The 13,203-nt window shown below is 48.2% G+C and carries 12 protein-coding genes; 6 read left to right on the forward strand and 6 right to left on the reverse strand.

Features of this window, described 5'->3' with window-relative positions; translation table 11 throughout:
* Positions 1–113 precede the first annotated feature (113 nt).
* From cas2 to LKK83_RS25390, 6 genes are all read left to right on the forward strand, one after another.
* Complete coding sequence (cas2, locus tag LKK83_RS25365; protein WP_324634231.1) at positions 114–392, forward strand: CRISPR-associated endonuclease Cas2; 279 nt, start codon at positions 114–116, stop codon at positions 390–392.
* A 397-nt stretch (positions 393–789) separates the two neighbouring features.
* Positions 790–1,437 (forward strand): hypothetical protein, encoded by a 648-nt coding sequence (locus tag LKK83_RS25370; RefSeq protein WP_324634232.1) that lies wholly within the window; start codon positions 790–792, stop codon positions 1,435–1,437.
* 4 nt (positions 1,438–1,441) lie between these two features.
* Complete coding sequence (locus LKK83_RS25375; RefSeq protein WP_324634233.1) at positions 1,442–1,750, forward strand: hypothetical protein; 309 nt, start codon at positions 1,442–1,444, stop codon at positions 1,748–1,750.
* Positions 1,751–1,928: 178 nt separating this feature from the next.
* Entirely contained in the window at positions 1,929–3,434 is a 1,506-nt protein-coding gene (locus tag LKK83_RS25380; protein ID WP_324634234.1) for an RAMP superfamily CRISPR-associated protein, read from the forward strand.
* A gap of 98 nt (positions 3,435–3,532) precedes the next feature.
* Positions 3,533–3,847: a nucleotidyltransferase family protein gene (locus LKK83_RS25385; RefSeq protein ID WP_324634235.1), complete on the forward strand. Its 315-nt coding sequence runs from the start codon at positions 3,533–3,535 to the stop codon at positions 3,845–3,847.
* A complete protein-coding gene (locus tag LKK83_RS25390; RefSeq protein ID WP_324634236.1) occupies positions 3,834–4,178 on the forward strand; it encodes a HepT-like ribonuclease domain-containing protein in 345 nt (114 codons plus the stop codon). Before LKK83_RS25385 ends, LKK83_RS25390 begins: the two co-directional genes overlap by 14 nt.
* A 220-nt stretch (positions 4,179–4,398) precedes the next feature.
* On the opposite strand, the gene LKK83_RS25395 is transcribed toward LKK83_RS25390, so the two are convergent.
* The 6 genes from LKK83_RS25395 to LKK83_RS25420 all read right to left on the reverse strand — a co-directional run bounded on the left by LKK83_RS25395 (position 4,399) and on the right by LKK83_RS25420 (position 12,890).
* Complete coding sequence (locus tag LKK83_RS25395; RefSeq protein WP_324634237.1) at positions 4,399–4,833, reverse strand: hypothetical protein; 435 nt, start codon at positions 4,831–4,833, stop codon at positions 4,399–4,401.
* Between the two features lie 95 nt (positions 4,834–4,928).
* Positions 4,929–5,729, reverse strand: a complete 801-nt coding sequence (locus LKK83_RS25400; protein WP_324634238.1) for an RAMP superfamily CRISPR-associated protein — start codon at positions 5,727–5,729, stop codon at positions 4,929–4,931.
* Positions 5,719–6,738 (reverse strand): hypothetical protein, encoded by a 1,020-nt coding sequence (locus LKK83_RS25405; protein ID WP_324634240.1) that lies wholly within the window; start codon positions 6,736–6,738, stop codon positions 5,719–5,721. Before LKK83_RS25405 ends, LKK83_RS25400 begins: the two co-directional genes overlap by 11 nt.
* Positions 6,735–8,981, reverse strand: a complete 2,247-nt coding sequence (locus tag LKK83_RS25410) for a Cas10/Cmr2 second palm domain-containing protein (protein WP_324634241.1) — start codon at positions 8,979–8,981, stop codon at positions 6,735–6,737. The genes LKK83_RS25405 and LKK83_RS25410 overlap by 4 nt, the downstream gene beginning before the upstream one ends.
* Entirely contained in the window at positions 8,982–10,460 is a 1,479-nt protein-coding gene (locus LKK83_RS25415; protein WP_324634242.1) for a hypothetical protein, read from the reverse strand.
* Between the two features lie 66 nt (positions 10,461–10,526).
* Positions 10,527–12,890: a hypothetical protein gene (locus LKK83_RS25420; protein WP_324634243.1), complete on the reverse strand. Its 2,364-nt coding sequence runs from the start codon at positions 12,888–12,890 to the stop codon at positions 10,527–10,529.
* Positions 12,891–13,203 lie beyond the last annotated feature (313 nt).

Raw genomic sequence — 13,203 nt, forward strand, 5'->3', positions numbered from 1 at the left:
GATTTTAATCCCCGGCCTTGCAACTGGTGCAAGATCTCAGATTTATCCGACTTGCGCTATTAGCCGTCGGTTTAAACCGACGGCGGGTGTTGTTATCAATCCGATGGAATCCGATGTTTTATTTGATTTGCTACGACATCGTAGACGACAACCGACGCAACCGAGTCGCCAAATTATTGGAGAGATATGGAATGCGAGTGCAAAAATCGGTGTTTGAGGTGGTGTTGGACGAAACCCAATACGAACAACTGCAAAAGCGCCTGCTCAAATTGCTCAATAAACGACAAGACCAACTGCGGTTTTATCCCCTGTCAGCACATTGTCGCCAAAAGGTGAAAGTGTTAGGCATTCAACCGGAATTTGCTGTAGATGATTCAGTAATTATTGCGTAGGATTGGAAAATGCGATCGGTTTCCTCATGTAGGGACGGCGATAAGAGCGCGTCTCCCAAGTTATGCAACCTACCGACAAATCCAAAACTGCGATCGCCTAATAATTTTTTCAAAAATATAAGCAGTCAATTCAAATAAATTGGCTGTTAAATTCACTCTCAACCCTGAGCCGACTAAGATAAGAGGGTTTGGAGACCAAACCCCTACATTTTTTATGCAGCCTGAAACGACGATCTGGAATTAAAGCAAGGCATTTTTTTGTAGGGGTTTGTTTCCCCAATCCTCTTTGCTATAGAAATAACCAAATTATTAAGCAAAAAACTCATTGAAAACCTTATTTAATTCATTTTTTATTTATAAAAAATGCAGAATAAAGCCCACAGCGATCGATTCAGCAATGACCCAATATAAACCCGTACCAGCAGACTACGACCGACCCTGGAAAGAAGCACTTTCCATCTACTTTGAAAGTTGCCTGTCCTTCTTTTTCACTCCCATTCACAGCCACATCAACTGGAACCAGCCTTATCGTTCCTTAGACAAAGAACTGGAAGAATTGGTGCGCGATTCAGACATCGGGACGCGATTTCCCGATAAACTGTTTGAAGTGCAACTGCTGAATGGGAAATCCCAATGGATCCTGATTCATGTAGAAGTGCAAAGTCAGTACGATGCTGACTTTACCGAACGCATCTATCGCTATAACTCTCGCGCCTTTGACAAATACAACAAACCCGTAGTCAGCGTGGCGATATTAGGAGACGATAACCCCAACTGGCGACCCAGTGCCTATTCCTACAGTTTAGATGGATATCGGTTCAATCTAGAATTTCCCACCGTCAAACTGCTAGACTATCAAAACCAGTGGGAAATGCTAGAAACAATCGATAACCCGTTGGCGATGATGGTGATGGCGCATTTAAAAACCCAAGCCACTACCGACAATATGGAAGAACGACAACAGGCGAAACGGTTATTATTCCGGTTCCTGCTGTCAAGGGGTTATAGTAGAGAGCAGGTGTGCGAATCTATTTCGGTTTGTTGACCGGATGATGAGCTTACCCAAAGAACTCGAAGAACAACTTACCACAGAAATCATTGAGACGCGGGAGGAAGAAAGTATGCCATTTATCAGTCCGATGGAAGAAATAATACAAGAAAAGGCGATGCAGCAAGCTCGTCGCGAGGATATCGTCGAAGTTTTACAAGTGCGGTTTGGGGAGGTGCCACCGTCAGTGGTGGAAGCAGTGAATGGGATTAAGCAGATTGAGACTCTCAAGCAACTATTCCGACAAGCGATCGCGATCGCTTCGGTTGCAGAGTTTCAGCAATTGCTTAACTCGGTGACAGAAGGTTAAGCGCAAAACAAGCGATCGCCGTTTGAAAAATCCTACAAATTGCGATCGCACTGCAAGCCTCCCGGATCTGGAATTGTAAAAAAACGATAGAAAACTTCGTATAAATTAGCGATCGCAACGCCAATCTTTATGGTAAACTAGAAAAAGTTGCGATAACGATTTTTACAGAAGTTGGATTATGACCCCCTTACCTGAAACATTACCGCAGTGGTACAGCGTTCGAGAAGACGAAGACCGAGGGTGGACGCCGAAAACTTGCAATATCATTAGAAAACCAGAAAATAAAGTCATCACCCAAGCTTGGAACGGCAGTTTTTATCCGCCAGACGCCCAGGAATCTACCGTATCCTTATCGGGATTGCAAGTCATTAGTCCCTTGCAGGTGGGGGGAGGCAGTTTCCCGGAAGGGGGGATTTTGCCCGCACAGGTGGGGGGAGTGGCTTGGATACCGGGTTCGAGCATTCGCGGGGCTTTGCTCACTTGGTTAAACAAAAATTGGCAGCAGTTATCTGCAGAAGAAAGAGGATTTTGGGAAACATTAGTCAACAGCGATCGCAGTGGGTGGCAACCCCGTAAAATCCGCTTTGAAAGCGTGTTTTTGAGAAAAGAGTTAGAACCTTTTCCCCTGCACGCACAACAATCTTGGCAGGTTTTCAATCAAAAAAGCAACAACCTGGGGGTGCAGTGGCAGGTGTCGCCAGTGATTCCGCCAACCACTCCGCCTAAGTTTTCCGTGCAAGTGTTACTGGCACATCCAGTGAGCGATCGCGAGAAAAATTGGCTGAAAACTCGATTGGAAGAGATGCTCAAACAGCAGGGGGTGGGAAGGGGAACCGCTTCCGGGTTTGGTCGGATCGCGCGATCGCTGCCTTTAACTGCAACTTGGGAAATTGCCCTCACCGGCACTAAACCTGCGATACAACAGCAAGATAATAAAGAGAATATAGTCGGTAAATATCGCTGGAGTCCCCAAGTGCTGCGGGCCTGTTTGCGGGGTTATTTTACCCGCGTGGCGCTGTCATTGCTCTCTCCAGACAATGCTAAAACTCTCACCAGTAAAATCTTTGGCGGGTTGAACTCTCCAGCGCGATTGATTTTGACGAGTTATTTGACCCAGTGTCTGCGATCGCCCAAGGCTGGAAAAAATTATGCGAATATTCCCGCTAAAGACGCGCACAGCACTTGGATAATTCGAGCCGATTGTACCCGAGAATTTCACGATTTGATAGACCCGTTGTTAAATATTGCCAGTCGCATTGGCGGGTTAGGACCGGGATGGCGTCGTCCCCCCCACGTTTTGACGCGGTTCAACGGGTATCGCGGTAGTGAGTTCACCCTCACCCCGAAATCGGAAGACTCGATTGACGGTTTAATCGAGGGGGTGCGAAGTCGGATTCGCTGTCTTGCTGCGGAGTATAAGTTGCCGACTTTTCAGCAACCGAGAAGCGTACCCGGTGGGATTGTCAGCATTTGGCAAGGAGAACCCGACGCATGGGAGGCGATCGTGCATGGGGTATGCAGCAGTACAAATAATTCTAAACCCGACTGGTGCGGCAATTCCACAACGCGCCCATCGGGTTATGCGGTACGGGAGTATGACGATTGCTGCTGGATTACGGTATTCGATGCGGAAGTAGAACCCACGTTGCGACAGCAGCAGTTTACCCAAATTTGGCCTGCTTAACTGGGGTAAGGAAAAGGTGCTGAAACTTCCAGTTGATGAGTAAAATAGAAGAAGGTGACAAAAAACAGAAACTTTTTTAATTTTCCAGACAATAGAGTATGACCATCACCTTCAGGCAGTCTAAAATTGAAATTCCCGAAGCGGCGATCGCTCAAATTTGCCAGGATTACCATATCCGCAAACTCGCTCTTTTTGGTTCGATTCTGCGTGATGATTTTCGTCCGGATAGCGATATCGATATTCTGGTTGAATTCCAACCAGGAAAAACGCCCGGTTTTGGTTTCATCGACATCCAAGACCGTCTCAGCAACTTACTGGGACGGACTGTGGATTTGAATACTCCTCAAGACCTCAGTCGCTATTTTCGCGATCGCGTGGTTTCAGAAGCTGAGGTGATTTATGGTGAACGCTGATGCAGTACGACTACAACACATGATTGATGCTGCCCAAAAAGCAATTGCCTTCACAAATCAGCGAACGAGAGAAGATCTCGATCGCGACGAAATGTTGTCTCTTGCTGTCGTTCGGTTAGTGGAAATTTTGGGAGAAGCCGCTAAAAATGTTTCGGACTCAACCAAAGCGCGATCGCCAGATATCCCTTGGCGACAGATGACCGGAACCCGAGATCGATTGACTCACGCTTACTTTGAAGTCAACCTCGATATCATCTGGAACATCATCACGAACGAACTTCCGTCTCTAATTCCCAAACTCGAAACTTTGCTGGCTCAAACTGAAGAGTAGAGAGGTTTTTAGACCCACTTCCTCAAAGTCAAACCAACAAAAAAACGATCGCAGTTTCCTAGACTTAACAAACTGCGATCGCTTTCTTCAATTTTCTAACAACAACTCTCGAACCTTATCCCATTTTTCGATAACTTTGATAAGAATTCCACAATCGGTAAGGACACGGCATTGCCGTGTCCCTACGTTCGATCGCGATCGTTATTTCTGAAAAATGAGATTACGCAGGACTTCCACTATCCCGCGCATCTTTCAGGCGCATCGTCCAAAACTGAATTGCCTCCGCAATCTCTATCAACAAATCTGTCAGCAACACCTGCTCATTGAAGTCCAAATCGCGAAATCTTTCCTGAAAATTATCGGTACTCATATTTTCGCGAATCCTCAACTCATTGCCTGCAATTTTGCACAAAACCACTCGCGCCACACTCCAGGCAAAATAACGGCGTTCTTCTTCGGAACCCTCCGCCGCATCGGGCAATTGTCCCCCGAGTAAGCGCTGCGATCGCGACATCGCCCAAAACCTTTCCACTCCCCAACTGGCAACATAATCGGCAATCCCACTGGCGGCACCTTGCCAATCATCCAATCGGTTAACTCCGGGATTGAGCAACCGAAACACTTCCCGATCTAACTCATAAGAACAAACTGGCATTTTCTCCTCCTAATACCGTTCTTTTATACCCTTGATAGGGATATTTATTTGTAGCCCCCCTTAAAAAGGGGGGTTGGGGGGATCGAACCGGATGGTTATTTTTGAGAAAGGGTAGAATTCGCTGTTTGCGCGATCGCAATTCGCCCGTAACCGACACTCCACAATCCCCCCAAATAATGCTCCGATCGCAAAAATTTCTCCCATTCTCCTATCTGTTCCACTTTTTCCGGGTTGCGAATTGTCCAACTGGTCATAAACACCGCCCCCGGAGGCAACCCTTCTACCGCAAACAGATTCTTGACCAAACTGCCATTATCATTCGGTTCGTCCCTTAAACTGACTCGCGGTTGCCGAACCAATCCCATATCCACGATTAAGTTGATACTATCGCTGGGAACGATAATGCGGCGATCCGGGGGAACCTCTGAGGGGGCGGGTAAACTCAGAGTACAGGTTTGGATATTCGTTAACTTCAACCAGCGCAGAAAAACAGTTTTGCCGTTTAATTGAGCGTCGGTGGCGTAGATATTTTCCTCAGTCAAATTCAGCAGATTTTGCTGAGATAATTGCTGATAGCGATTCAACCAAGCGGGACAACTCACCCACCAACTGCCATACCCCAAAACGTGAACCGGCCACCACACGGGCCACCCCCAACCCAAGGCAATATAACCGGGTGAGATATTTTCATCTTTGCCGCCAAACCAGTTACTCACATAACCTTGATACTCCGAACTGTGTTCGGCACCTTCGCGCAAGGCACCCCGGAGGGAACTGCCGGGGATAGCGGGAGTGCGATCGCTCAGACGAAAAATCGGATTGTTGTTCCCGCGAGAACTGCTATCCGCGCCCCCAATATGCACGGGTTCGCGACAAATCAACCATTCAATTGCCATTGTTTGTTTTCTCCTCAAATAACCATAAATGTCCGTAACCGAGGCAGTGGCGATGGTACCGATCCGGCAAAGGTGCGGATGTTTCTAAGGGCGCTTCCCCCTGCCACAGGTAAACCGCACCTGCAGGGGTCAACCATTCCCCAGGGGTCAGCACTTGCACTTTGCGTTCGGGGTTGTGGCGATCGCGCACGGATTTCCACGACTGCCAAGGAATTCCCACCTCTGCCGCATATCCGGCGATCGGCACTTGGGGAGGATAGGGAACCGAGAGGCAATTTTCCTCCTCCCACAATGCGCCGGTTAGCAACACCGCCCCAGTTCCCTGAAAACTCTCCGCTTTCCCCTCCAACCAACTGGCGCTAATCTTCTCCGGTTTGATGCTGACAGGGGTTGCGCCTGCACCAATACAACTCCAAGGCGGATCGGGGAGTCGTTGCTGCCAGTCATAATTGCCGATAATTTTCACCACAATCGACCAACCCGGATCCATCAGGGTCGTCTTTTCGGCAAAAAACCCGCCCTCGTCTTTCACCTGAAAGTCTTCGCGACTGTTGTGACTCAGGGTGAGTTTTTGCCAGGGCAACTCGCACAACAGGGGGCTATTCTCCGGATTGGTTAACCGTCCCGCTTTCCACAATTGCTTGAGACTGTTGCCCGGAATCAGATAGCGACCCCCCACCACCTCTATCGAGGCATCTCGATGGGGAGATTGCACCTGCCAGCGATCGCCTTCCCACACCATCCGAAAAATCTCCGGAGGCATCTTCTGGGAGGACTCCAATCGATACACCGGCAAGGGTAAGGTCACGTAAACCGTTCGGCGAGAATACCAAAATGGCCCGCACAAGGTGCAATCGGTGGGCAAGTTCAAACAAGCGGCCAATTGATGACCGTTTGGCGGCCACCGACAGTCTACTTGACCGCTATTTTGTCCCACTGGGGTGAGATTCCCGATCGCCACCGTTCCCGCAGGAAATATCGAATACCAACTTTGTTCTAATTCACTCATGGGTTAGTTCCCCCAACTCGTTCGACCCATTTTTCCCGTTCCCGTTCTTGTCGCGCCAGAAATCCCATGACGCTAATCCAACCAATCCACCAAGACCAGGTTTCCAGTTCTTCCCGAAACTCCCGTCCCGCCACATTCAGGATGCTGTCCCAAGTGAGTTCGATTCCCACACTCGCCCACAGAGTTTCGATTAAATCCCGAACTGTGGTAATAGAAGATTGCTGCAACCGAGTGCTTTCCATGTATGACAGCAGCTTTTCCCAGCGATTTAACTCGGTTTTCTCCTCGGTTGTGAGTCCCACGTGCATCAGCAGTTCCCACAATCGCCAAGGACAAACCCAGTCCAAGGATTGACCGCTATTGAATAGCACTTTGATACAGACGCGATCGCGCCCTTGATTTTTCGCTTCTTTATACGCTTCGGTTAACCCGCGATGCCATAAGGATTGCGGAATCCGTCGTTGGGCGATGACTACCCCCAAGCTAAAATCCATTTGCTGTCCCGGAACCGGATAAATCTCCGATTCCCGTTGCACCCACCCATCCACTGGCGGGTCTAAAGGTTGGGTCAAAGGTGAGAGTTGACCCCGCCACAGACGATATAAATTGCTGGTGAGGGAAACTGCTTCGGTGAGTGGCCCCAACAACAGAAAATCATCCCCGCCTGCAAAGATAACTTTGGCGTTGTGGTGTCGTTCTGCCAAGGGATACAGCAGTTGATTCCAGCATCCAAATAACACGGACAAATCCAGAACGTGAGGCAAGTCCAGTTGTCGGGTGGCGTTGGCGGGTACCCTCGGCGGGTCGATGTTTAACTGATGTTGGGCGATCGCTTCTTGATTGAGATGCCATCGCGACCACTGCAATGTTAAGGTTTCATACTGTTTCCCAGACAGCCATTTTCCCATATTGTCGCCATCGCCGCGCCATCCCACCGTCCACTCGATGGGACTTTCCCACCCTTTGACGTTCTCTTGCCAGTCTTGCAATTGCGACTCGCGATGGCTTTTGTCTGCGCAGGAGAGAAAATCTTTAAGATAGCGGCGTTCTAAGATGCGCGGACAAGCAAAAGCTGGGGGATGTTTGCGATCGACTTTCGGCATTCCCCACTCGTAACTCGCACTGCGATTGAGATAGTATTCATGCCAGAAAGAGACATTTTCATTCCACAACTCGGCATCGATGCGATCGACAACCCAAGCAGCGGCGACAGTGGCGCGATCGGGGAATTTTCCCCAAGGACAGGGAGGCGGTGTTTTGCCCCACAACAGTTCTAAAGTGGGTTCGATAATTTCCGGAACCGAGGCCAACCGACGGACGAATTCGATACTATTGAGGCGATCGTCACTATCCACCAATCCAGACAGGCGATCGCGACTTTCATTGGATGCCCGCAACCACCATTCATTTAACTCAGAATCGGGCAATCCCCAAGTCCCCCCGCGATGGATCGGTTTGAGTCCCGGATGCCAAATTGACAACTGTCCGGCGCTAGGACTGGTGCGACCTGCCCACCAAGTTGCTTGCCACTGACGACCCATTTTACGCGATTCGATCCGTTCGTGCAAGTGTTTGATATCTTGACTGACCGTTTCTAGGGAAAGGGGTGTGCTTTCGGTATAAACCGACCAGAGATATTCGTTATCCCGGTGAATCACTTGCCATCCTTGACCGTTGAGTAAATGAGGACTGTAGCGTTGGGAGACTTCCGCTTCCAATGCGTTCAGAAAATTACCCCATTCTTCGGTAATAACGGGTTGAAAATCCTGCAACCAACTTTCATTTTGCGGATGCAATCCGGTGATGACATTGGGGAGTTCTGCTTGCCAAAAGCGATCGCGATCGAAGGGTTCGCCGCGCAACAAATTGAGTAATGGGGAAGACCGATGCAAGGGTAACAACACTTGCCCCTGACGTTCTTCCCACCGATAAATTGCCACAGCAGTGAGATAATGGCATAACCAAGAAGCAACCGCCCAATCGCGCAATCGTTCTCCGCCGCCGAGAAATTCTTGAACCGGGCCAAATGAGAGGACGCCCAGGTGAGTTAATTCCGAGTTGGAAGCTGCTGCAACTTGCCGACAAGCTTCGCGAGATGCGCCACCTCCCCACCAAAACTGCGATTTTAAATAACCAGAGTTTTGCCATTCTCCACTCACCGGATGAATGGATATCTCTGGGGAAGCATCGGGCAGATTTTGATAAATCTGGCGCTGTTGAATCAGCCAATCTTCTACATTCATTTACAGATTTTCCTCAATATCTCGAACGATTTGACGATAGTTATTATTGGCTCGTTCTTGCACTTCATCGGTTAATCCAGCTAGGCGGATAATAAAATGGAGATAGTCAACCGCAACTTGCGCGGGATGTTCTGGGTGAGTGACGTTACCAAGTTCTTCGGTTCGTTCTTCAAGCAGACTATCGATGCTATCTCCCAATAAACTGTGATAGAGTTCATTTCTCAGATTGGTGAATCCTCCGACGTTAATATTCTCCTTAATTTGCCAGTTCGTCCCATAAAATCCCTTAAAATCACTCCATTTCTGGGTCTTCTCAATTTTGGTAACTTTCATGAAGCGATCGGGGTCGTCGTCTTTTTGTTTCCTGAGCTTTACTTTTCCTTTGCTGAGTAAACTAAAGACAATTTTCGCAATTCCCAAAGGGCCAACTGATTCCGAGTTTCCCGCTTTGTAAATTAAGTTGATGCCTTCCCATTCATAATCGCCATTTCCCTGGTGTTCGACTAACAGCAAAATCGCCAACTCAAACGCCCCAGCAACGCGCAAATACCAGTGCATCCACTGACGGCGATCGCGAAATGCTGTCTCACTCCAAACGGCGATCGCCACCCGTTCGATAATGCCCTCTCGTCCCGCCAGATTTTCCCGCCCTGTTAAATTCAAAGAAACCGCGCGATCGAGTTTTTGTAACTTCGTTGCAATTTCTTCTATACTGTGCGGATGACTTTGAAGAATTTGCAAAGCACCACTAAAATCCTGAATTTTCAATAACTCCCGGATTTGCGGAACTTTGAGATGCCATTGCCAGTGCGTCCCCGAATGAGGTTCGCATTCTTTTTGCTCGGAAATATAAACAAAATCAATCGGTTTTCCCGTTAATTTGCGCTCAATTCCCCACAAATACAAGGCACCATTTAAAGCTGGCGTTCCACTACTATGCTGCACGGTTATTTTTTCCACTGGCATAGATTCCCCATGCTGCGGCTGAAAAAATATCCCATGTTCTTGAAAGTCAATCAGACTCGCGAAAAACCGTTCTATAGTTTGCGCCATTCCATCCCAATCCGCCACCCCATTTTCCACCGATGGGTCAATCGTCAGGGCAACAGAATAATGCTGAATGTGATGAGCTTCGCACCATTTTTCCAGAATTTTTTGCCACCAAATTCCATCTAAAGCAACCTGATTCCATCCTTCTCCAGTCTCATCGCGCTGGGATTGCCATTGCCGTTGATCCGTGAGCAAAAAGCAAAATAAAGGAGGACTCGAGCTTTCCGATTGAATGATGGGGGATTCGGCAAGCTTTTTAATCAAGGGAAAATTAACGCGATCGATGTTCTCAATTAACTCTTCCTCATTGATTGCTGCTTTTTCTTCAATATCCTCCAAACAATAGCTGTTGCTCAGGGTGTTACAACCTTGGGCGCTATCTACCTCAATGTCGCTATTGCCCAGAACTTGCACGATTAACGAAACCATGTAATTTTTATTTCCTAACTCAACAACTTTTCTCGAAAATGTGGTAAAATGGTGTTTTGAATGGGATTAGGGTGGAGGCGATCGCTTTAAGCGCTGCCATCCTTGCTCTAACTCTCGCCAACTCTCTTGTAGTACCCTCAAACCCAGAGAAGGCGGTTTCGGCGGTTTCAGCAATCGATTGCTGGCCTTCTGCAAGCGATCGCTATATCGATCCATCTGAGAAATTGGCAGATTGGAGGGCAAATTATTTTGCTCCTCAAGCAGTTGAGCGTATATGGCAGAACGCCTTTCCCTTTTACACCATTTGCTAATCTGTTCGGCCAGTTTTTCCGGTTCTGCCGACCAATTTTGTTCCGCCAGATGAGAGCGAGCTTCCGCATCGAATAAATGCGGCTGATTGTGCAACAGTTGCAGAAACCCTTCAATTTTTTTCTGTGCCGCAGTGGGTGGAGAAATCCGCGATCGCAATTCAGCTTTATAATTTTTCTGAACCTTCCGATGAAGCTTAACTCGCTTTTCTAGAATTGTCAATTGCTTAACCACCAGAGGATGCCGTTCGCTTTCACACCAACTGGCGATCGCCTCCCACAATTCCCTCGGTTCATTGGGTTTGCAATCCACCAATTCCCCCAACCATTCGCGATCGCGCCACGAAAACCACGCCGGATATCGCTCTAGTAATAAGCGAAATGCTTCTAACTTCCGTTGAGCGATGCGATCGCTACGCCTGCGTCTAAACTCGCGAACTCCCCAACCAGCAAATCCAAACAATAAAGCCGCCAAAAGACTCAGAGAAATAGACGCGCTAACCGGATGTAAAGCATTCAACCAATCGGGAATCCATCCTACAGTAATCTCGCCATTATTGCTACCTGCAGTGAGTAACCCCGCACTAGAAGCAACAATTGCAGCACCTCCCAACCCCGCACTAATAATATAGGCCAAGTCTTGCAACTCGCGATCGCGCTTTGCCTGCGCCTCATCTTTTTCCCGCAATTGCTGCAAATATTGCCGTTCCCGTTGCTTATCCGCCTCTTCTTTTTCTCGCAATGCCAACATATAAAGGCGATCGCGTTCCCGTTCCCGTTCCTCTTGTCGGCGTAAATCTTCTAAACGCTGTTGTTCCCGCTTTTTCTCCGCTGCTGCCTGTCGCTCCTTTTCTTCCAAACGCTGTTGTTCCCGCTGTTTCTCTGCCGCTTCCAGACGCCGTAAATATTGCAAAGTCGAATACTCTTGCATTTCCCGCACTTCATCGTGAACTTCCCGATAAAGTCGGTCTAACTGAAACACCTCTTGCCACTTGCAATAACAGCGATGATGATGTTTTCGTTGCATCACCTGGGCAAAATATCCCCGTGCAGTAAACCACAACAAGCGATCGCGAATCAAATCAAACTCTTGCAATCGAGTCGCTTCATCCCTCACCCAACTTTCTGCCACCTGTTCCGAGAGTGACATCAGAGCAAATCGCTGATGCAATGCCAGCAAAAACAACAGAAAATACTGTTGGCGCAGATGACTCGGAAGCGTTGCCCGAAAAAATGGCTCAGTAGATGCGTTAACTGCTAAGAAACTGCTGCCTTCCAAAGTACAAACAAACCACTGTCCCCGCGCATAAGGCAACCAAGGCTGAACCTGCGGATCTAAATCTTCTGGCGCTGGATCTTCTCCCTGGTTAGCATGGAAAAAGTTCTGTAACTTGTACAGCAAGTGAGGCGTTTTCTCCTCTGACAATCCATCCACATACAGGGAAACAAACGGCAGCATTTGACCCCGCACAAAAATCTCATTCCACCACCGTTGAGAACTAACGGTGTGCAATAATGCCTTTACTATATGGCCGAATTTAGGTTTTCCCTGGGCATGGCGATCGGCAATTTCCGGAAAATAATCTTCAAATAATGGGCGATTGGTTTCCGCATCCCACAGGCGCTTTTGCGCCCTCACTCTCGACCCCTGCTGCCCTTCCAAAAACCGAAAATAGTGCAAAAAGTTAAGCCAATCCTGGAGAGTATTGGTAGTGGGTTGCACCTGCAAAATTAAAAATCCCACCCCCACCTGAAACAACATCAGTTGTACCACATTGCCAACGTTGCCATCCTTACCAAATCCAAACGGTACGGATTCCTGGGGCGAAATCAACTCCCACTGTTCTCGAAACCCAAACACATCACGCACTGAATCTGATAGTTCCCACAATTGAGCGGTGGGAGTGCGATCGTCTGTGGGATTGAGATAATTGGCAACGTGAAATAATAAATCTTCTGTAGGAAAAGAGCCAGATGTCCACAAAGGAGTCTGCTTCTGGGGCAATTTTGCATCAGCGATCGCCCGATTCAGAGAATCAAACGCTGGAATATCGAAGGTGAAAGGATAAACAAAATAGATTGACGAAGCATTTTCGTCAACCCTTGCCTCATCAAATTGCATAATGCCAACCTCCAACCCGCTTTTCGCGACTCGGCTCTCCCTGGCAATGAGAGTTAAACACCATCAAAACTCCCTGAAGCAACTACGCTCTTTATCGTAGTCCGACAGTTGCACCTCGTTCGCCAACCTTTAGAATAATTTAAGAAACTGTGGGAATGGGTAGAAGCGATCGGCCTTCCATCCGCATCCATATTTGTCATGACACAAGCGCCATACTATAAAATGCGATCGCTGTCCTTGATACTCCCTACGGATAAATCCGAGGGATTCTTAAAGAGTCCAAAGTCGGACTTTTAAAGGCGCTTTTCCCCAC

The sequence above is a fragment of the Phormidium sp. CCY1219 genome (genome assembly GCF_035615515.1).
GTDB lineage: Bacteria > Cyanobacteriota > Cyanobacteriia > Cyanobacteriales > Laspinemataceae > CCY1219.